This is a genomic window from Hoylesella timonensis S9-PR14 (genome assembly GCF_000762405.1).
GTDB lineage: Bacteria > Bacteroidota > Bacteroidia > Bacteroidales > Bacteroidaceae > Prevotella > Prevotella timonensis_A.
In genome coordinates, this window is sequence record NZ_JRPQ01000147.1 from 1 (window position 1) to 21,911 (window position 21,911).

The following is a 21,911-nucleotide window of genomic DNA, read 5'->3' on the forward strand; positions in this document are numbered from 1 at the left end:
CATGCTTAAGAGTGAAATAATGCAACAAAGATACGAAAAATAATCAGATGTCCTATCTTCTTAAAAATTATATGTAACTTCGCCAAAGCAAGTTTGTAACCGACCAAAGAATAAATTTTCAAGTGAGTTGGTTATGCACATCTCATGATGAGTTGAGGCTAATAAGGAAGTAAATGTACGGACGTATGCAATTTAGAACGATTGTCCAAATAGAACCTCCCACCTTTACCATTGCTCCATTCGAGCACATCTTCTTGGTTGGTTCGTGCTTTGCCGATAATATAGGCAAGCGTTTTATAGAAGAGAAATTCAATGCCATAGTCAATCCCTATGGTGTGATGTACAATCCTGCCAGCATCCTGCATACGGTAGAGCGTGCCAAGGTCAACCCTCAGGTGGCGGTGTTTACTTTGGGTACTAATCACGTATATGTCTTCAAAGAAACGGGCGAGATTGTCGACAACTGCCAAAAGCGTCCGCAACGCTTGTTCCGTGAGGAAGAGTTAAGCGTTGATGCCTGTACCGAGTACTTATCCAAAGCCATAGAATGCTTGCAGAAACGCAATCCTGCCGTGCATATTATCCTAACGGTGAGTCCTATTCGTTATGCCAAATATGGCTACCATGGCAGTCAACTGTCTAAGGCTACATTGTTGTTGGCTGCCAACCAACTCACTCAGCGTTATCCAAATACGGTAACCTATTTTCCTGCTTACGAGATTGTCAACGATGAGCTGCGCGACTATCGTTTTTATCAAGAAGATATGTTGCACCCGTCCTATCAGGCTGTTTCTTATATTTGGGAACGTTTCTCTGAGACCTATTTGAGTGATGAGGCTAAGAAGTTTATAGAAGATTGGCGACCCGTGAAGGCTGCCTTGGCTCATCGACCTTTCGATGCCAATAGCGTTGCATATCAAGATTTTGTTCGTCAAACACACGAACGCATACAGGCATTGGAAAAGAAGTGGGGAGTGTCGTTACGATAAGATAAAATTAGGTTGGTTGCTATCGAATTAAATGTGAATTATCTTTACAAAATAGCGATTGATTGTGAGGCGAAAATGAGAGGAAAATTGAACTGTCAACCTCATTTTTTGCAAATTTTATGGTGCTCGTCATTTTTATAATTCATCTTTATAACAAACAGATAGATAAAGAGTTACATGGCGTGGGGACCATGGGCAAATGGCTTGTTTTTCTTCCTCACATGCTTCAGTTTTCTTAACCCATGGAGATAAGGCGACTAACTCATGCAAATAAGGCGGTTAACCCATGTAGATAACCGCCTTAAAGTAATGCTTTAATAAATCGAAAGATTTGGGGGAGTCTCGGAAGTGTCAAAAATTAGGACAAAAAGAGGAATTCTACGCTTGCTTTACGAGTCTGCATTGGGCGCATTCGTATTCCACTTTTATACCTTATAGAAACTTTTTCAACAACTGTGTCCATATCGCATACCCCGCTTCTGTGAGGTGCAAACCGTCGTAAGTGAGTTCTGCGCGCATGATAGCGGTATCGGTTTCGGTGAAGTAGGGGAACAGATTGATGTACGGAATGCCGTGTTCGGCGGTCCATACTTCTATCTTTGCATTGATTTCGGGTATTTGCGGAGTCTTTCCAGTGAGCCGTTTCCACCTGCCCGTTGCTTCTCTTATGGGTAGCATGCTTTGCACATAGAGTTGTGTTTGGGGCGACTGAGTGCGAATGGCGGTGATGACTGTTTGTATCATGTGTACAATGCTATCTGTGCTAAGGTCGTGACTCACATCGTTGACCCCTACCAACAAGAATATTTTTGCAGGGTGGTAGGGCAAGATTTGATATAATCTGTCGTAGATACCCATGGCTATATCTCCGCTAATGCCTCGGTTCACAATATTGTTTTTGCCTAATCTTTGGCTCCAATCGCCACCTCCTTCGGTAAGACTGTTGCCCAGCATCACAATGTCAGTGCATTGTATGGTGGGTTGATGGTCAAAGAGTTGCAGCCTTTCGTAATAATGTTCATGATATTTGTGAGGTTCGTTCAATATGCTGTCGGTGACGGTTCGCGTTTGGGCAGTGCACTTCTTCTGTGCGTGGCATGCGGCTCTATCCATGGCGTGTGTCTGTGTTACTGTTGCCACGAGGGCAATGCAGAGTAATAAAAATGTTTTTTTCATATCTGCAAATAGTAAGTTGAAGGATGATTACTGGTGCCGCTTCTGGGCTTCTTCCAATGCTTTTTCTACCGAACCGTGAAGAATCAGCAGGTTTTTGGCTTTGCCATAGTCCAAACCTAATAAGTCGACAAGCATACGAGTACCACGGTCAATGAGTTTTTGGTTGGTGAGTTGCATGTTCACCATCTTGTTTCCTTTTACACGTCCTAACTTAATCATCACTGCTGTGCTTATCATGTTCAGAATCATTTTCTGTCCTGTACCCGATTTCATGCGTGAACTTCCTGTAACGTATTCAGGTCCTACAATCATTTCTATGGCGATATCCGACTCGGCTGCCATTGGCGATTCAGGATTACTGGTGATACATGCCGTGAGGATACCATGTTCGCGTGCATCGCGCAAGGCGCCCACAACGTAGGGAGTCGTACCCGAAGCGGCAATGCCTATGACGGTGTCGTTGCTGTTAATGTTGTGTTCTGCCAGCTCGTTCCACCCATGTTCATCGTTGTCTTCTGCGTTTTCCACTGCATTACGCAAAGCGGTGTCGCCTCCAGCAATGAGTCCAATGACTAATGTCTTGGGTACACCGAACGTTGGGGGTAGCTCGGAAGCATCTAAGACACCTAACCTGCCACTGGTACCTGCACCCATATAAAAGATGCGCCCACCTCGTTTCATGCGCGGAACAATTTGTTCTACCAGCTTGGCAACTTGTGGTATGGTTTTTTGTACCGCTATTGCTATTTTCTGGTCTTCGGTGTTAATGTCGTTGAGTATCTCTGTGACCGACTTGTTCTCCAAGTCATTGTAAAGCGATGTCTCTTCCGTAATTTTCTGAAAGCTCATAGTTCTATTGTTTAATGCGTTTCTGTGTGATATTGAATAAGTCCTTCTGTGGGACTTTTGCAAATCTTGCCAAGCTTCACACCGCACCTGTCAGCCGCTTCGGCAAGTTCGGGTTGATAGACCACTGCTATCGTACCAATGCAATTCATGACATATTTCTGGTAGGAATATTGCATCACATTGCGTTCTATGAAATCTTGAAAAGCCCGGACAAGTAACCTGTGGATGCCTTCGTGTGTGCGGTTTTGCTCCAAAAAGACGTTGAGACTTGCCAAATATCTACTGGGAAAAGGCTGGCGGTAGACTTTGTCAATGACCTCTGCCATGCTGGTGTTGAACTGACAGAAGAACTTGTTTTTGAGTTCATCGTCCAATTGATTTTTAAGTAAGTCGCCCACCAATCGCTTTCCAAGATTGGCACCACTGCCTTCATCGCCCAAGATAAAACCCAAAGCAGGCACATTCGCCGTAATAGCTGTGCCGTCGAAGAAACACGAGTTTGAGCCTGTTCCAAGAATACAGGCAATGCCTGGCTGGTGTCCACATAGTCCACGAGCAGCTGCTAATAAGTCTGAATGTACCTCGATGCAGTCTTTTACCTTGATGCACTGCTGCAATGTTTGCGCCACGACTTGAGATTTTTCGGGTGTACACCCTGCTCCGTAGAAGTAAATGGCGTCAAATAGTGGGACTGGAAGATGTGGAAGCAAGGATGAGCGCAGCTCTGTTTCCATTTCCGAAGGTGTTTGAAAGAACGGATTCATGCCCTTTGTGGCAATGGCATGTGTCTCTTTCCCATGTTGAATGATACGCCAATCGGTCTTGGTAGAGCCACTATCTGCAATAAGTAGTGTGGAAGGATTCATAGAATAGATAATGATTTATAATTTAATGTAAATACGTTTCTTATAGAGAGGATAACCAATGTTACTGGTTGGCATACTCCAACACCGTATGTTTGGGATACAAACGTGCTATTTCCTGCATCAGCACAAATTTGATAGAGATGAGTTGAACCGTTTTTTCATCTTATGCTTCATTTTTATGAGTCTGCTTTCTACCGTATTCTGGGTCAACTTTAATCAGTAATGTAACCATGACCGTGGCTGCACAACAGGCAATGACTAACCAGAAGAAATGCTCGTAGCCTAACCACTCTTGCAGATAACCGGCAAACATGCCAGGAATCATCATGCTCAATGCCATGAAGGCGGTACAAATGGCATAGTGAGCGGTCTTAAATTCGCCTTCAGAGAAATACATCATGTACAGCATGTAGGCAGTGAAACCAAATCCATAGCCAAACTGTTCGACTGCCACGCACGCACTGATGACAATGATGTTGTGAGGAAGGAACATACTTAGATATACAAAGGTAAAACAGGGAAGGGTCATGCAGGCAGCCATTGGCCACAATGACTTCTTGAGTCCCCAGTTGGAAGCCGCAATACCACCGATGATGCCACCAATAGTCAGTGCAATGACACCAATGGTTCCATAAACCAACCCCACCTCTTGTGTAGACATGGACAAGCCTCCGTCAGTACTGTTATCTACTAAAAAGGGCACAGCCATTTTGAGTAAGAAGGCTTCGGGCAAACGATACAGCAACATGAAGGCAATGGCTATCCACAGTCCGGGCTTCTTGAAATAGGTTGCAAAGGTGCGTCCAAACTCTGAAACGATGTCTTTAGCATGCACACCTGTAGCACCTACTTTTCCTTTGTCCTGTTGAGGATAAGGAATAAAGAAGGTGTGATAGATGGTAATGATGGTGAACAAAACACCTGTAATGCCCAAAGTAATCATCCACGACAACGGAATGTTGCCCGTGTGCAGCTCTAAATATCCTGCTACGAACACCAAAACGCCTTGTCCGAAGATAGAGGCAAAGCGATAAAATGTACTCCTGATGCCGACAAAGAACGATTGCTGCGAAGGGTTGAGTGCCAACATGTAGAATCCGTCAGCAGCGATGTCGTGGGTTGCAGATGCAAAGGCTATGATGATAAATAGCACTAACGTAAGCGTAAACATGCTCACAGGTGTGTTGCCCGAACCGATGATGTCGGGTGAAGGATGTGGAAGGGTGAACGTCAGCAAAATGAAAGCCAAGCTCATGAGGGCTTGCATGATCACAATCCACCAACGTTTGGTGCGCAGAATGTCTACAAACGGACTCCATAGGGGCTTGATGACCCACGGCAGATACAACAAACTGGTAAACATTGCCATGTCGCCATTGGGCACACCCATCTTGGTGAACATGATAACCGATATGTTGTTAACGATAAAATAGGGGATGCCTTCGGCAAAATAGAGCGTGGGTATCCATGCCCAAGGACTGATGTTTTTGGTTAATTGTCTCATGATCGTTTATTCTTTGTGAAGGTTGATACGGGCTTGTAACTCCCATGTACGGATTCGATCTTTGTAGAGATTGTTCGCATTCACACGTTCTATGCTGAGTGCGGCATCAGAGTTGCCACCCCAACGACGACACAGATATAGCACATCGTAGATACGTCCTATCTGATAATGGCGCGAAATGTTCAATCCCATGGCGTAGTCTTCGCCATAACTCGTGTTGGGAAATCCTATTTGTCGTGCAATAGGGGTGTAGAAGGCACGTGGAGCACCGAGCCCATTGATACGCAAAGCGTTGTTTCTTCCATTTTCTGGCGTCCACTCTCTGTGGTCAATCACGCCGGGAGGGAGCGTGTTCAGGTCGAAATCGGTCATGCGATAAGAGCCAATCACCATGGCACATTGTTGTTCGTAGAACGCATTGACAATTGTTTGTAAGGTGTTTTCGTCTTGATAAAGGTCGTCACTATCAAGTTGAACAGCAAACTTTCCACACTTTGGGTGGTGTATTCCGAGATTCCAACAGCCGCCTATTCCCAAATCGTTACGTTCTGGAACAATGTGTACCACACGTTCATCGTCCTTATACTGGTTGATCTTTTCGGTAGTACCATCCGTAGAATGGTTGTCTATTACAAGGATGTTGTACTTAAAATTGGCTTTTTGTGCCAGCACAGAACGTATCGCAGCGTCAATAGTAGTCTCCCTATTCTTCACAGGGATGATGACTGAAGCTTCGAATTCGAACGCATCATGAACAAAGTCTACTGTCTTGAAAGATGGTTTGAGGTATCCTCCAATCTCCTTGAGATGCTCAGTGCAGGCACTTTCCATTTCCTTTTGTCGGTCTTGGTTGCGTGGGTCTACGTAGTCGAATTGCTTTTCACCACTTTTTCGTTTGTCCTCTTCTATTTCTGTGTACAAGTATTCGTTAGCGTGAACCAAGTCATAACGTTGGCTCAATTTTAGTCGAAGGTCATATAAAGCTGCGTGTTGATAAGAATTCTTCATTCGTTGACAACTTTCTTTCAATGCTTTCGAATTGAAAAGCAAGACCGATCCAAAATCGAAATCATCGCGCAAAGAGCCTTGTTGGTAGTCTATCACAGGCGCATTAACACACTTGTCGTCCTTTAATTGATAATGGTCGGCATAAACAAGTCCTGCTTTGGTGTCTTCAGCTATTTGCTGTAAGCGTTCTAAAGCCAAGTAATGCAGTTTTAACGGTGTGGACTTGGTGATGAGCAAGCAGTATTCGCCCTTCGTTTCCTCCGCAATTTGTTGAATGGTTGTGGTTTGATAAAGGCTGTCTTTCAATGCGTGAAGTGTCACGAATGCGCTAACTTCTTCAAATGCCTTTTGCAGTTTCTTGTACTGACTTTCATCAATGTATGGTAAAAAGCAATCTATTTGTTTCATAACTTATAAATGTTTTTGTTGTTAAATGCTATTGATATTTTAAGAGGCATGTTCTTTCCACTTCCCAACTCGGTTTGTTGTTGTTCTCCTAAAATCAAGTCGACGAAAGAACTGTTGCAGGTAAGCGTGCTAAAACTCACTATTGATAGAGTAGACTCAACTTCAAAATGCAACTACGTTTGCAAATTTAAGTAAAAAACGTCAATTGATGTTCTGCCTCTTAATTTTTTCTTTGTCTTCTGTTTATCTTATATTGATATTCTTTGAACTGTTTATCTTTCAAATCCTTCAAGTTACTCTTTTGGGGAATGTATTCTTTATTGTTATTTGTATCATTTCTTTTGGGAGGATACAGAAAAAGATTACCTTTGCAATGGAAAATCAAGAAAGATATGATTTATAGTATAGAAGAGGTGATAACGCAAATAGGGGCACAGCGTTATGGTTCTAATAGTGCTCAAATAGGTTTCTTGTTGACAGACAGTCGTTCACTGTGTTTCCCTGAAGAGACGCTGTTCTTTGCTTTGAAGACAGACAGGAACGATGGACATCATTATATACCAGAACTCTATCGACGAGGCGTTAGAAACTTTGTGGTATCATCCGTACCCGTGGATTATGAACATCTGTATCCTGAAGCCAACTTTCTGAGGGTGCTAAATCCTTGCAAGGCTTTACAAAGATTGGCAAAATGTCATCGTGAGGAGTTTCATATTCCCATTGTGGGTATTACAGGTTCGAATGGCAAGACAATGGTGAAGGAGTGGTTGTATCAATTACTTTCTCCACAGTTTTTCGTTACTCGTTCGCCTCGAAGTTATAATTCGCAGGTAGGTGTGGCTTTGTCTGTGTGGTTGCTCAATGAGGAGACACAGGTTGGAATCTTTGAAGCAGGGATTAGTGAGCCAGGAGAAATGGCGGCATTGCAACACATGATTCAGCCTACCATTGCTGTATTGACAAACATTGGCGATGCACATCAAGAAAATTTTGCGTCCATGGAAGATAAATGCAGAGAGAAAATGATTCTCTTAAAGGATGCAGAAATTTTGGTTTATCCTGCTGATGACCCTATTATTCAAAAGGTTGTCAACGATTCCGATTTACGAGGAAAGAAGTTGGCATGGTCGATGAGCGATAAAAGTGCGCCTTTCTACATCAAGACAGTGGAAAAGAAAGCAACGATGACAACCATCACTTATGTGTACCATGAACGCGAGGATTGGTTTTCAATACCGTTCATTGATGAGGCTTCAGTAGCGGATGCCATCGAATGTGCTGTGGTTGCATTAGAAATGGGAATGTCCATGAGTGCCCTGGATGAGCGAATGCAGCAGTTGGAGCCAGTCGCCATGCGACTTGAGGTAAAGGAAGGTCAGCACGGATGTACGTTAATCAACGACTCCTATAATTCGGATATCAACTCTTTGGACATTGCTTTGGACTTTATGAACCGTCGTCCAGACCAGCAAAACCGCAGCAGGACATTAATTATTAGCGACATTGACCAGAGTGGACGTCAGCCATCGGAGTTATATAAAGAGGTGTCCAACTTGGCTGTCAAGCGGGGCGTGTCCCAATTGATTGGTATTGGACAGCAGCTTTCTGCTAATCGGAATTTGATTGAAATGCCAAAGAAATTCTTCTTCCCTACGGTAGAAGCTTTTGAAAAGAGCGAAGTATTTGCGCAACTCCATGACGAAGTAATCTTATTAAAAGGGGCACGTCGATTCAATTTTGACCAACTGACCGAGAGACTCGAACGGAAGGTTCATGAAACTATCTTGGAAGTAAATCTGAATGCCATTGTGGACAATCTGAATTATTATCGCTCTTTGCTCAAGCATGGAACAAAATTGGTGTGTATGATTAAAGCAGATGCCTACGGAGCTGGTGCTGTGGAGGTAGCGAAGACTTTGCAAGACCATCGTGTGGACTATTTGGCGGTGGCAGTAGCCGATGAGGGTGTAACACTCCGCAAGAATGGAATCACTGCCAACATCATGGTGATGAATCCCGAGATGAGTTCTTTCAAGATGCTTTTCGATTATGACTTAGAGCCAGAAGTGTATTCTTTTAGATTATTGGATGCCCTCGTAAAAGCTGCTGAGAAAGAAGGCATTACAGACTATCCTGTGCATATCAAGTTGGATACGGGTATGCATCGTTTGGGATTTGACCCTCAAAAAGACATGCAGACATTGATTTCTCGGTTGAAACGACAAAATGCAATCATTCCACGTTCTGTCTTTTCACATTTTGTGGGGTCGGATAGTGATGACTTCGATTCGTTCTCCGCACAACAATTTGCTTTGTTTGATGAAGGTAGCAAGCTTTTGCAGGCTGCGTTCACCCATAAAATTATTCGTCATATGGATAATTCTGCGGGAATTGAACACTTCCCAGAACGCCAATTAGATATGTGTAGATTGGGTTTGGGATTGTATGGTATCAATCCAAGAACCAACCAAGTGATTCATCAAGTGAGTACTTTAAGGACAACCATCCTTCAAAAACGTGACGTAAAAGCTGGCGATACGGTGGGCTATAGTCGAAAGGGAACGATAGCGCATGATAGTGTTATCGCCGCCATTCCCATAGGTTATGCGGATGGACTGAATCGTAGATTAGGAAACAGACATGGTTATTGTTTGGTCAATGGGCAGCGTGCTCCCTATGTGGGCAATATTTGTATGGATGTAGCGATGATAGATGTGACGGGTATTGACTGTAAAGAAGGAGACAGAGTTGAGATATTCGGTGAGCATCTGCCCGTCACAGTGTTGTCAGATATTCTTGAGACCATTCCTTATGAGGTACTTACGAGCGTTAGTAACCGCGTGAAACGAGTGTATTATCACGACTAATCTGACATCACTTGGTGACATTTGTTCAAGAACACATTGTGCGCAAATATGATGAGAAGCATCCTCAAGGCATTCAGCTCCAAGGATGCTTCTCATTTCATTTTACACTTTGCGGAATACGTTTTGAGACTTTGCCATGTTGCGGTAGATAGACAAGCCATTTAACAATCCAAGGGAATCGCATTTGTGGACTTATTTCACAACTAACTTCCAGTCTTTGTTCTTTTTCTTATCATCATTCTGACATACGACTCTTCTGCCATATAGGAAGAACGTACCAATGGTGCACTTTCAACGTTGGCAAACCCCATCTCGAGTGCTTTTGCTTTGTATAAAGAGAAGATGTCAGGATGAACATATTCCTGTACATCCAATTGCTTGGGAGACGGTTGAAGGTACTGCCCAATGGTGAGCATACGGCATCCAGCAAGGTAAGCTTCGTGGATAGTTGTTAATACTTCGTCCTGCGTTTCGCCTAATCCCACCATGATGCCCGTCTTTGTCATCACGCCTGTTGTAGCAATTTCTTTCAGCACTTCCATACTGTTTTGGTAGGTGGCTCTGCTCCGTACCGAGGGTGTTAGTCGCTCAACGGTCTCAAGATTATGTGCAATAATATCGGGCTTTGCTGCCAACACCTTTTGTAACAGTTCTCCTCGGTAATCGGGTATCAATACTTCGATAATGGTGTCAGGGCACAGATTTCTTGTTTCGCTTATGGTCTTTGCCCATTGTGCAGCGCCCTTGTCGGGTAGGTCATCACGATCCACCGATGTGATAACGGCATGTTTCAGATTCATTGCCTTAACTGCTCTTGCTATTTTTATGGGTTCTTGCTCATCTGGAGGTAATGGGTGTCCCGTCTGTGTGGCGCAAAATCGGCATGCGCGAGTACAGCGATCGCCTAAAATCATAAAAGTAGCCGTTCCGTTCTTCCAGCAATGTCCTTTGTTTGGGCATTGTCCACTGGTACAAATGGTATGTAATCCTCCTTGCTCTATCGTTGATTCTACCAAACCATACCTTTCGCCACCTTCTATTTTTGTATAAAGCCAGCGTGGCTTTCTCAGTTTTGGTTTGTTATGAACATCATTCATTGGTTAGTTATCTTTCAAGTTATTAAAATGGTTAATAGGGCAAATTTACATAAAAACTTGTGATTATAGGGCCTTCTATCGAGATTTTTTTATCAATAAGATGAAACACAGCATGCGTATGTGAGAGGAGTATTCATGATAGTCTCATTCCTTTTGTGTAATCTCGAGGAAGAATAGGGTACAAACAGTGTACATCATGAAGCACAAAAAATAACCACTCGGGCTTTTTGCAATGGTATGGAAATCGATTTTTTGTACAAAACTTCCTATGAATGGAAATCGATTGTTGCAAAAACCACGAGTGGTTATTTTTACAGTATGTGAAGGTTGAATTGCAAGTCGTTAAACATTTCAATTAAATGTCCATTAGTACGAACGCTTCAACCTTTGGGTTTCGTGTATGATACCAATGTTTATAGAGAGATGCAAAGCTCTACTCTACGCGCATAAGTTTTCATTTCAGACTTTTTATCAATGCCGTATGAAAGTGCAGAAATTTGGTTTGTATTTACGCCATAATTGACTAAATACGACCTTACACTATTCATTCTCTTCATAGCCAAATCTTTATTAAAAGCTTTTGGTCCATCTTTGCTGGAGAATCCCGTTAACTCTACTTTTAAATCTCTATTGTTTTTCAATACATCTACTACCGCATCGAGTGTATGCTCGGCTTCTTTAGATAATTGTTTAGACGAAATTTCAAAGAAAACCTGTCTTAAATTAGTATCAAAAGGAGTCACCTTAACAGGATGAGCGGGTTCAACAAGCGCCTTTTCTTGACAGCATTGTTCTGTTGGATTATTCGCAGGAGCTCTCATAATGACCGTATCCTTCTTGGCACGTAGCGCATTTTGCTGCTTTACCATGGATTCAACTTGCTGTCTAAGTGTTGGATCTTTCACCGTTTGACTTAAGACTTCAATTTGTTTTTGCAGTTGGTCAATCTGCTCTTGCAATTGTTTAACTTCTTGAGATTCTTTCGTGTCCGAAGATTTGGGTTGCAAGTTCTGTGTTGGCAGGTAAGGTTGAAAACCTTGAACCCTTCCAACTTGAGGCACGTACACAGGAATGTATTCAATACGTCTCGAAGAGGAATTGTACACAGGTATTGTTTGTGCTGGGCTTATCTGACGATAACTTCGTCCTCTTGTCTGCTGACGCATATTCCGCATCTGCCTATTTTGATTTCTTATTTCACTGGTAGCTACTCTTCTAAGCACGTCTATCAATTCATCTCTATCGACGATGATGGTATCATCTGCAGCAGGTGCAACACTTACCACAGGTGTCGCATCTGCATACATGATAGGGAGTGCAAGAAAAGCAAGTGCTGCCAGATAATACTTTTTCTGCATGTGTTTCAATTTAGAATATGAATGAATAACCCACAGCTATCTGATTCTGCTTCGTCAAGCTACGTGCAGAATAGTCAACGAATACTCTTCCGCCTAACATTTCAGTGCTTACACCAAGGAGTAAGTTAGAGCCAAAGTGTGTATTCTTGCCGTGGAAAATGCCAAGACCAAAGCCTGCATAAGGTTCAAACTTACCTAATGAGGCAATCTTGAAATTATAGATGATATTTGCAGAAATACCCATTCCGCTGTTGTCCGCCATGGCTGCATAGAGTTCTGGTACAAAGTCGAGGTTTGTTGATGCAACTTGCATATAACCACGTACACCAACATTCCAAGAAGTCAAGTCGCCAAAGCCTACTCCTGTGAAGATTCCGATACGGTTAAGCTTCAAACCTCTGTTAGCAGTTGGCTGATAAGCGCCAGAATTATAGGCTGTTGCAGGTGCCAATTCATTAGCAACAACACCGCTACCGTCAGTAACAATAGTGGTTCCTACAGTATTATTTCTTTGGCTAATCACCTTATTTAATTTTTCGTTCATGATACGGAGCTCTCTTTTGAGTTGCTCTGTTTCATTATTCTGAACGGGAGCAATTCTTTGCTGAGGAGCTACAGAGCGGTAAGACTCCTGTGGCTGTGCATAATTTACGTCATAGTCGTAATCGTAATCATAGTTATAATTACGTGCATCATTTCTTGCTTCTCTTGCAATACGGTTAACCAATTCGTTGAGTTGACTACGTGTCATCTTCACATTGTTACCCTTGCTTTCGCCAAGTTCGTTCACTAATTTCCGCTTGATAGACATTTCGTCATTTTCAATGTTTTCAAGTTCTTGCTGGTGACGAGTCTTCAAACGTGCGATTTCTGCAACACGAATAGTATCGTTAGCTTTCAATGCACTTTCTAAGTCTTTGTCCAACTTGCTAATACGCTTCTCGTAGTCAGCCTTTAGTTTGCTTACACGCTCATCGTACTGAGCCATTTGCTGGTCATAGTTCGATATCTTCTCGTTATAATCCGCAATCTGGCTATCGTATTCGTCAATTCGTTCATCGTAGCGTGATCTCAAATCGTTCAGTTCTTCGTTAGAAGCTTCGCGCTGTGCATCCAAGCGACGATTTACATATTTATTATATTTCTTTTTACCGTCAGCAGCCAATCCGAGGTTAAATCTCAAACCTGCATTGTACATCATGCTGGTGTTGATGTGGTCAGGGCTTTGAATGTTTTCTTCTTTGACACCCTTCTCAGATGTGAACACAGCATTGGCAGTACCAAAGAGTGCCACATACTTAGTGATTGGAATTTCAATACCAGCACCTCCAAATACGAATGGAGAGCTTTCGGCTGTGGTGTTGCCTTTCTCATCGGCATATTTGTCACCAACCTTCATATAACCTCCACCTAACTGTAAGTAGGGGTTAATGCCTCTTGGGAAGTTAAGGCGAGTGATGATGTTACCACCATACAATGCCAAATTCTTGGAGAAAGAAAGTGAAAGCTTGTCAGCCTCTTTGTTAGCCTGATAGTAGAATCCACGGATACCTACCAATGAAGACAAGTCAAAACCTGCGCTACCACCCATAAGATAAGTGTCAGTCATGGGCATGTCTTTGTCAAAATCAAGATATGCTACTGCAGGTTCAACCACGAACTTCAGCCCTTTGAAACCATCTGAGAACATATTGCGATACTCTCTACTGATGGCATCATTGGAATCATCGGCTCTTCCACCCAAATAGAAATCGAGTGTAGCACCTGCTGTCCAATTATATAGGTGGTTGCCACCGTTAGATTTATCATACTCTGGTCTCATCAAGTAGCTACCTTTGCTGGCATTGAACATGGTGTTCTTTGCTTCAATAGAGAGAACTGCACGAGGGCTGAGGTTAAACTTGGCACCAACACCGAGCGAAGCGAAGAGCTGCTCGTCTTTCATAGGTACATCTGTCATCACAGCATCATCCGCATAAGTGTTGTACTTCATTTGCTGAACTCCACCACCTGCAGTAAGATATGGCGCAAAATAGCTATTTTTCCAAAGGTTCAATTTGATTTCACCTCCGTACTTGATTAAATCCACCTTGGTATCTCTGATGTTTTTCGCCCATCCTTCGTCTGTAAGCCAATTTTGTCTACGTACTTGGGCATTCGCATCATTACCACGCAGATAGAATGCGCGCAATTCAAAAAGTGGTCCGAAGCCGAAGCCAAGTTTACCACCATACAGAGGCATGTTGTCAATAGAAAGGTCCTTGTCCCACCAGATGTACTCTGCAGCGGGAGATACGATAAACGACACGTCATTCACTTGTGCCGTTGACTTGAGACTTCCCAGTAGTAAAATGCCTACTAAGGAAAAGATTCTCGTCATACTTTTTTTCATTACTGAAAGTTTTATGTTAATAATTAAAAAAGAATTTATGTAATAATACTTTGGTCATCGTGTCAATGCACGACTTTTATTTACTTGTTTTGTAGGCATTATGCCATTAAAATCAAAGCGGTGCATTGAAATCAGTCTTAATAAATTCTTTACAAAGGTAAGAAAAATATGGAAACTTTACAAGCGTTTTTATCTATATTTTTTTTAGAATGTTAAGATTTGTATAATATAGAACCAAAAACTTCATATATTTTCCCTTAGTTCTCCTTGAACTATCTTGTTACCCATGTTGTAATTCAATAATCGTTTTCTTTCACCGTCTGTATTGGGCTAAAAATAAGCGATATATGAATACTAAAATTAACCCATTGCTTTTGACCTGTTATTTATATGTATTAAGAGCCTTATAGGTTTGGGATAATCGGTCTAAAGCAATGGATTAAAAAACTTTCAATGTATGTTCAACGGTAGACTTGTTAGAAAGAGGATGCTTTTTTTTATAGAAACCCCTGCTGTTTCAGGGTGTTTAAGAAATTTTCTGACATTGCCTCGTTGTCTTTTTGCGTATAGCGAATGTCTGTGAATACTTGAGCCAAAGTCTCTTTATGATTCACTTCACAAAAGTGAATGTTTTCGGGTAAGTTTTCTTTCTGTTTGTAACTCTCGTCGATTCTTTTAGGAGTATAATCCTCAAAAGTTTCGTGATGAACAATTGCCGATAGTGGAAGACGGTCAGAAACAGCTGGCGATTCATCGGGCCAACCTAAGGTGATAGTCGCAATGGGCATCACTAATTTGGGTAACTTCAAAATGTCGATAATCTTTTCAGGGGAGTAAAGTGTTGTGCCTAAATAGCATAATCCCAACCCTTCCTCTTCTGCAAGTTGACAAAAAGTTTGGCAGAACAGCAGCGTGTCGGTCATGGCATTGAGGAAACTCAAAAAGTTGTTATAACCCGGTTGTGCATTTCTACATTCTGCCCATTTTGTGGTTCGTCTAAAGTCTGCACAAAATGTCAGCACAACTGGAGCCGATTCTACCATAGGTTGGTGAAAATGGACGGGTGAGAGTTTCCTTTTATTGTCATTATTGCGTGTTATTACTACTGAATAAAGCTGTAAATTTCCCATGGTCTGGGTGTGTGTCGCTTCGGACAACAAACGGTTGAGTAAGTCGTTGTCTACATCTCTGTTTTGGTAAACTCGAATACTCCTTCTGGTGTTGATGGTTTTCATATTTGATTATTTTTATTTCTACAAAGTTATAAAGATTTTCTAAAAAGAAAACTTTGCGAACATAAAAAACAATGGCTTTTTCTTTTAAGGCTCATATTTGAACCACGGAACGCAATAATAGTACATCGAATATAAAGTTGTGGATACGCAGTATTCAATAAAAATAAATACTGAATTTTCTTTACAAAGTGCCTTTCATAACTCGCGTATTTACAACCAACGTCACAGTTGGTCGCAAATACGCGAGTTATGAGCGACGTTTGTAATTGATTGTTATTGAATGTGTTATGCTTGTGCCTTCTCTTTTTGTCCCAAATTTTACCATTTTTGGGCGACTAAAGCATTACACTAAGCCCCTTATTTTCATGCTTTAATGCCGCTGAAGTATGTGAATAGCACCTCTAAAAGATGTTTCCAAGGGTGTTAACTCAATGTTCCAGCTTCAAAAGACGTTTCGTTTGCTCAAATCAGCGTATTTTTGTCTACCCTTTGCCTATTAAATTTTTCTATTTTGAAGATTTTTAATGGCCGTTTTTTGGTAAAATAATAGGACAAAAGCAACTGCTTTCTTTATCAAAAATGCAGTGGGTTAAATGATGCAGCTCTTTCATCAAGAGGATATTTTTGTTATAACAAGTGAAAGAATATGGTTGACAATGATTGCAAGCCTTGCCATTTGTTTCATTGAGAATTTGGTTTGTTGTCGACACAAAATAAAAAAGATTGTTTTTTACAAGCAAAACCATTCGTATATGAAAGTGGTATCTAAAAAGCGTTCGAAATACTAAAAATGATTTTTTTATATCGAAAATAAGTTGTAGTTTTGCACTCATAAGATTTCAAATATAGCAATTGTAAGAACATCAAACTAATACATTCTTTTTATCGTATAGCAATGGAACAAGCGAAAACTTACTCTTTCGAAGAAGCATACCAGGAGGCTCTTCAATATTTTTCTGGTGACGAATTAGCCGCAAGAGTTTGGGTGAACAAATATGCCATGAAAGATAGCTTTGGGCATATCTATGAGAAATCGCCTAAAGATATGCATTGGCGCATTGCCAACGAGATAGTACGGATTGAAAATAAATATAAAAATCCGTTGAGTGCCCATGAAGTTTTTGAGTTGTTAGACCATTTCAAATACATCATTCCTGCGGGTAGTCCAATGACAGGTATTGGTAACGACTATCAGGTAGCCAGTTTGAGCAACTGCTTTGTTATCGGTTTAGACGGTGATGCAGATTCCTATGGCGCTATTATGCGCATTGACGAGGAGCAAGTACAGCTGATGAAGCGAAGAGGTGGAGTGGGGCATGACCTGAGTCATATTCGCCCCAAAGGTTCACCTGTTAATAACTCTGCGCTTACCAGTACAGGACTGGTTCCTTTTATGGAGCGTTACAGTAATTCAACGCGCGAGGTAGCGCAAGATGGGCGACGAGGCGCACTGATGCTCAGCGTGAGTATCAAGCACCCTGATAGTGAGGCTTTCATTGATGCAAAGATGACGGAAGGGAAGGTGACAGGTGCTAACGTCTCTGTGAAGATAGATGATGAGTTTATGCAAGCCGCTATAGACGACAAGCCTTATGTGCAACAGTTCCCCGTAGATAGCGATGAGCCTTCCATGAAAAAGGAAATTGCAGCAAAGGCATTGTGGGAAAAAATTGTTCACAATGCTTGGAAGAGTGCAGAGCCTGGAGTGTTGTTTTGGGATACAATTCTACGTGAAAGCATTCCCGACTGCTATGCCGACTTAGGCTTCCGTACGGTGAGTACCAACCCCTGTGGAGAGATTCCTTTGTGTCCATACGATTCTTGTCGTTTGCTCAGCATCAACCTCTATTCTTATGTGGTAAATCCATTTACGAGCGATGCGTATTTTGACATGGAAAAGTTTGCAAAGCATGTACAAATAGCTCAACGACTGATGGATGACATTGTGGATTTAGAGTTAGAGAAGATAGATTGTATCTTGGAAAAAATCAAGTTGGATCCACAGAGCGAGGAAGTGAAAGAGACAGAAAGACACCTTTGGGAAAAAATAAAACGTAAGAGCGGGCAAGGGCGCCGTACTGGTGTAGGCATCACTGCCGAAGGTGATATGCTTGCTGCAATGGGCTTGCGCTATGGCACCAAAGAAGCAACAGAATTCTCGGTTAATATTCATAAAACATTGGCATTGAATGCTTATCGTTCATCTGTCACTATGGCGCAAGAACGTGGTGCGTTCGAAGTGTTTGATGCCAAACGCGAGGCGAACAATCCTTTCTTACTTCGTATCAAAGAGGCTGACCCTCAGCTTTATGAAGATTTACAAAAGTATGGTCGTCGCAACATTGCGTGTCTTACCATTGCACCCACAGGGACTACGTCTTTGATGACACAAACTACCAGTGGCATTGAACCCGTGTTTATGCCCGTGTACAAGCGTCGTCGCAAGGTTAATCCGAGTGATACCGATGTGCATGTAGATTTTGTGGACGAGGTAGGAGATAGCTTTGAGGAATATATCGTTTATCACAAGAAATTCTTAGAATGGATGAAAGTGAATGGTATCGATACCACCAAGCGATATACTCAAGAGGAAATCGATCAGTTAGTTGAACAGTCACCTTATTATAAAGCTACTGCCAATGATGTCGACTGGTTGGAAAAGGTGAAGATGCAGGGAGCTATTCAAAAATGGGTAGACCATAGCATCAGTGTCACCGTGAACCTGCCCCATGATGTAGACGAGGCACTGGTGAACCGTCTCTATGTAGAAGCTTGGAAGAGCGGATGCAAGGGTTGTACCATCTATCGAGATGGCTCCAGAGCAGGGGTGATGATTTCTGTGTCTAAGAAAGATACGAAGAAAGAACCTGCAGAACAAGCCAAAGATAATGACATGGAGGAGCGTGTGAAGATGCCGTGCCAGCATCCTGAGGTTACAGAAGTTCGTCCAAAGGAGTTGGAATGCGATGTTGTACGTTTCCAAAACAATAAAGAGAAATGGGTGGCTTTCGTCGGATTGTTAGATGGTTATCCCTATGAAATATTTACTGGTTTGCAAGATGATGATGAGGGTATCGTGTTGCCAAAGTCAGTGACTAAAGGTAAAATAATCAAACAGAAGCAAGAAGATGGTCCCAGTCGTTACGACTTCCAATTTAAGAACAAACGTGGCTATAAGACAACGGTCGAAGGGTTGAGTGAGAAATTCAATCCCGAGTATTGGAATTACGCTAAACTTATTAGCGGTGTGCTTCGTTATCGTATGCCTATCGACCACGTGATAAATTTAGTGGGTTCCTTACAGTTGAAAGACGAGAGTATTAACACGTGGAAAAATGGTGTGGAACGCGCCTTGAAAAAATATGTAGACGACGGTACCGAGGCAAAAGGTCGGAAGTGTCCTGTTTGCGGACATGAGACGCTGATTTACCAAGAGGGATGCCTCATCTGTAAGAATTGCGGTGCAAGTCGCTGTGGATAAAGAACCTTTATGAAGATACAATCGAGTTATATTTTCTTACGTAACCTGCGGTTTCATGCCTTCCACGGCATGTTACCACAGGAATGTATTACAGGGAACGACTATTTGGTGAACGTTCGGATTAAGTTTCCACTCTCTGAGGTTTTTCAGACCGATTGTATTGCCGATACCATTAGCTATGCCGATGCTTACGAGTGTATCCGTAGGGAGATGGAAAAACCGTCGCAACTATTGGAACATGTGGCTGGTAGGATAGGGAGGTGTTTGATAGATAGCTATCCCGAGGTTGAGGAAGTAGACATTGAAATCATGAAGATCAATCCTCCCATGGGCGCTGATTGCGATGGTGCTGGCGTAGAATTGCATCTGACAAATGGAAAAAACTAAATAAAATAGCAACGTTTTCAGTGGAAAATGCTTATATTTGTCGCCTATGAATAAGAAGATCCAGTTCTGTTTGTTCACGATGATGGTGTTTGCAGTGAGTTGTATGGCTGCAAGCAAAAAGTTTACGCTCGTTATTGATCCCGGGCATGGAGGGAAAGATCATGGTGCCATCGGTGTTTATTCACGCGAGAAGGACCTTACTCTAAAATTTGGATTGGCTTTTGGTCAGCTGGTTGAACAGCGATGCCCCGACGTTAAAGTCATCTATACGCGCAAAACAGATGTGTTTATCCCTTTAGTAACTCGTGCAGAGATTGCCAACAAGAATCATGCAGATTTGTTTATTTCAGTTCATATCAATGCCTTGGCTGGTGGACGTAAAGTGAGGGGAGTGCAAACATATACATTAGGACAAGGTCAAAATACTGGTAGGAAAGGTATTATAAAGAACTTAGAAGTAGCAAAGCGAGAAAACTCGGTCATTCTACTTGAAGATAATTATCAGCAAACCTACCAAGGTTTCGATCCAACTTCGCCAGAGAGTAACATCATGTTTGAGTTTATTCAAGATGTGAATATGCAAAAGAGTGTGGAACTTGCCAAATATATGCAGCAACATATTTGTGAGGCTACTGGTTTGAAAGATATGGGTGCTCATCAAAACAATTTGGCGGTGTTGCGTCTTTCGTCTATGCCAGGGTGTTTATTAGAGTTAGGCTTTATCTCTACACCCGAAGAAGAGCTTTTTATGAATGCGCCCCAAGCTGCCGACATGTATGCCAGAGGAATTTTTAATGCTTTTGCTCAATATAAAAATAGGTATCATGAGGGGTTGACAGTGCCGTATAAAGCGCCCCAAAAAGTGACACCAACCGTTCCTGAGATTGTGCCTCAAGTTTACAAACAAAAAGAAGAAACGAAGACTAAAAAGGCAAAAAGGAAGCGTGAACCTACTCCTGTTTTATCGAAGAAAGAGGAGAAAAAAGTTGAAGAGACCACCACCACTGACAATCGACCAGTAATTGAAACATCTAAGCCTGAAGTCATTGCAGAAGCTCGTGATGATATTCCAGCGCCAGTGAATCCAGATGTTCCTATATTCAAAGTACAAATTTTGAGCAGTAGCAGGAAAATAGCACTCAATGACGAGGCTTTGAAAGGACTCAAAGGGTGTGAGTGGTATCAAGAAGGTACTTTGTGGAAGTACACCTATGGCTCGTCTACCAATTATAATGAGATACGTAAGTTGCAAAAAGAGTTGACCAATCGTTTTCCCGATGCTTTTATCATCGCCTTCAAGGGCGGACAACGCACCAATGTAAACGAAGCCATTCAAACCTTTTTACAACTTAAAAAGAAATAAACAACATGAGAAATCATATTCAAGAAATTAAGATTGCACTCGTAGCCGTCGCAGGATTGGTTGCTTTGTTCTTTGGCATGAAGTTCTTAAAAGGTTCGAATTTGTTATCGAGCAGTGATACCTACTATTTCGTTTTTAATGATATCAGTGGGCTTACCGAGTCAAGTCCAATCTTTGCCGCAGGCTATCAAGTGGGACGTATCAAGAAAATTTATTTTGATTATAGTCATGCAGAGGAAATAAAGGTCTTAGCGGAAGTCGATCGAAAGATGAAGATTCCAGTAGGAAGTACTGCTTCGATTAGTAGTGACGTATTAGGAAATATCAAAGTAACGCTGAATATAGCACCACATCGGGGGCAATATGTACAGCCGGGTGGAGTGATTTCAGGCTCTATAGATACAGGTACGGTAGGTAAAATGACCGAGATGGTGCCAACTATCAAGCAAATATTGCCAAAGTTAGACTCGGTGATGTTTCATCTTAACGCTTTGTTGGCTGATCCAGCTCTTGCACATTCCATCCACAATATTGATGAGATAACTAACAATTTATCGACTTCGTCAAAACAGCTGCATATTTTGCTTACCAATGTGAATAGGGAAGTGCCTGGTATAGTGTCCAAAACGAATCTCGTCTTAACGAACACTGAGCAATTCACCGATAATTTAAGGAAGATTGATGTCGCTTCAACCATGACAAAAGTGGATGAGGCAATGGCAGATGTGCAGGAAATTACTGCTAAAATGAATAATAATTCGGGTACTTTTGGGCTCTTGTTAAAAGATCCCACCCTTTATTATAATCTCAACCAGACGATGAAGAATATTGACTCTTTAGCGGTTAATCTTAGACAACAACCTAAGAGATATGTTCATTTTTCGCTCTTCGGACGAAAGAACAAGTGATTTTTAGATTGATTTGGGTAATT

General features: G+C 42.0%; 15 protein-coding genes. 6 read left to right on the forward strand and 9 right to left on the reverse strand.

Going from position 1 to position 21,911, the window contains the following annotated elements:
• Positions 1 to 185: 185 nt before the first annotated feature.
• Positions 186 to 989 (forward strand): GSCFA domain-containing protein, encoded by an 804-nt coding sequence (locus tag HMPREF9304_RS09350; RefSeq protein ID WP_052046062.1) that lies wholly within the window; start codon positions 186 to 188, stop codon positions 987 to 989.
• A gap of 432 nt (positions 990 to 1,421) precedes the next feature.
• Here the strand turns inward: HMPREF9304_RS09350 and HMPREF9304_RS09355 are convergent, their stop codons facing one another.
• The 5 genes from HMPREF9304_RS09355 to HMPREF9304_RS09375 all read right to left on the reverse strand — a co-directional run bounded on the left by HMPREF9304_RS09355 (position 1,422) and on the right by HMPREF9304_RS09375 (position 6,800).
• Positions 1,422 to 2,165 (reverse strand): GDSL-type esterase/lipase family protein, encoded by a 744-nt coding sequence (locus HMPREF9304_RS09355; protein WP_036928453.1) that lies wholly within the window; start codon positions 2,163 to 2,165, stop codon positions 1,422 to 1,424.
• A gap of 27 nt (positions 2,166 to 2,192) precedes the next feature.
• The gene (murQ, locus tag HMPREF9304_RS09360) at positions 2,193 to 3,014 is read right to left on the reverse strand and encodes an N-acetylmuramic acid 6-phosphate etherase (RefSeq protein ID WP_036928456.1); all 822 of its coding nucleotides are present in this window, start codon (positions 3,012 to 3,014) and stop codon (positions 2,193 to 2,195) included.
• Between the two features lie 11 nt (positions 3,015 to 3,025).
• Positions 3,026 to 3,880: an acetate and sugar kinases/Hsc70/actin family protein gene (locus HMPREF9304_RS09365; RefSeq protein WP_036928458.1), complete on the reverse strand. Its 855-nt coding sequence runs from the start codon at positions 3,878 to 3,880 to the stop codon at positions 3,026 to 3,028.
• Between the two features lie 163 nt (positions 3,881 to 4,043).
• Complete coding sequence (locus tag HMPREF9304_RS09370) at positions 4,044 to 5,384, reverse strand: MFS transporter (RefSeq protein WP_036928459.1); 1,341 nt, start codon at positions 5,382 to 5,384, stop codon at positions 4,044 to 4,046.
• Between the two features lie 6 nt (positions 5,385 to 5,390).
• Positions 5,391 to 6,800, reverse strand: coding sequence for a glycosyltransferase family 2 protein (locus tag HMPREF9304_RS09375; protein ID WP_036928461.1), 1,410 nt, complete (start codon positions 6,798 to 6,800; stop codon positions 5,391 to 5,393).
• A 392-nt stretch (positions 6,801 to 7,192) separates the two neighbouring features.
• On the opposite strand from HMPREF9304_RS09375, the gene HMPREF9304_RS09385 reads away from it, so the two are divergent.
• Positions 7,193 to 9,667, forward strand: coding sequence for a bifunctional UDP-N-acetylmuramoyl-tripeptide:D-alanyl-D-alanine ligase/alanine racemase (locus HMPREF9304_RS09385; RefSeq protein WP_036928466.1), 2,475 nt, complete (start codon positions 7,193 to 7,195; stop codon positions 9,665 to 9,667).
• A 203-nt stretch (positions 9,668 to 9,870) separates the two neighbouring features.
• Here the strand turns inward: HMPREF9304_RS09385 and lipA are convergent, their stop codons facing one another.
• The 4 genes from lipA to HMPREF9304_RS09405 all read right to left on the reverse strand — a co-directional run bounded on the left by lipA (position 9,871) and on the right by HMPREF9304_RS09405 (position 15,749).
• Entirely contained in the window at positions 9,871 to 10,764 is an 894-nt protein-coding gene (gene lipA, locus HMPREF9304_RS09390; protein WP_036928470.1) for a lipoyl synthase, read from the reverse strand.
• A gap of 413 nt (positions 10,765 to 11,177) precedes the next feature.
• Positions 11,178 to 12,122, reverse strand: a complete 945-nt coding sequence (locus tag HMPREF9304_RS09395) for an OmpA family protein (RefSeq protein WP_036928472.1) — start codon at positions 12,120 to 12,122, stop codon at positions 11,178 to 11,180.
• Positions 12,123 to 12,132: 10 nt separating this feature from the next.
• The gene (locus tag HMPREF9304_RS09400; protein WP_231564505.1) at positions 12,133 to 14,502 is read right to left on the reverse strand and encodes an outer membrane beta-barrel protein; all 2,370 of its coding nucleotides are present in this window, start codon (positions 14,500 to 14,502) and stop codon (positions 12,133 to 12,135) included.
• Between the two features lie 509 nt (positions 14,503 to 15,011).
• The gene (locus HMPREF9304_RS09405) at positions 15,012 to 15,749 is read right to left on the reverse strand and encodes a nitroreductase family protein (RefSeq protein WP_036928475.1); all 738 of its coding nucleotides are present in this window, start codon (positions 15,747 to 15,749) and stop codon (positions 15,012 to 15,014) included.
• Between the two features lie 895 nt (positions 15,750 to 16,644).
• Here HMPREF9304_RS09405 and HMPREF9304_RS09415 point away from each other — a divergent pair.
• The 4 genes from HMPREF9304_RS09415 to HMPREF9304_RS09430 are packed head-to-tail and all read left to right on the forward strand — an operon-like array spanning position 16,645 to position 21,888.
• Positions 16,645 to 19,230, forward strand: coding sequence for an adenosylcobalamin-dependent ribonucleoside-diphosphate reductase (locus tag HMPREF9304_RS09415; RefSeq protein WP_036928477.1), 2,586 nt, complete (start codon positions 16,645 to 16,647; stop codon positions 19,228 to 19,230).
• 9 nt (positions 19,231 to 19,239) lie between these two features.
• A complete protein-coding gene (folB, locus tag HMPREF9304_RS09420; RefSeq protein ID WP_036928478.1) occupies positions 19,240 to 19,617 on the forward strand; it encodes a dihydroneopterin aldolase in 378 nt (125 codons plus the stop codon).
• A gap of 46 nt (positions 19,618 to 19,663) precedes the next feature.
• The gene (locus tag HMPREF9304_RS09425) at positions 19,664 to 20,980 is read left to right on the forward strand and encodes an N-acetylmuramoyl-L-alanine amidase family protein (RefSeq protein ID WP_081953685.1); all 1,317 of its coding nucleotides are present in this window, start codon (positions 19,664 to 19,666) and stop codon (positions 20,978 to 20,980) included.
• A gap of 5 nt (positions 20,981 to 20,985) precedes the next feature.
• The gene (locus HMPREF9304_RS09430) at positions 20,986 to 21,888 is read left to right on the forward strand and encodes an MlaD family protein (RefSeq protein WP_036928479.1); all 903 of its coding nucleotides are present in this window, start codon (positions 20,986 to 20,988) and stop codon (positions 21,886 to 21,888) included.
• Positions 21,889 to 21,911: the final 23 nt, after the last annotated feature.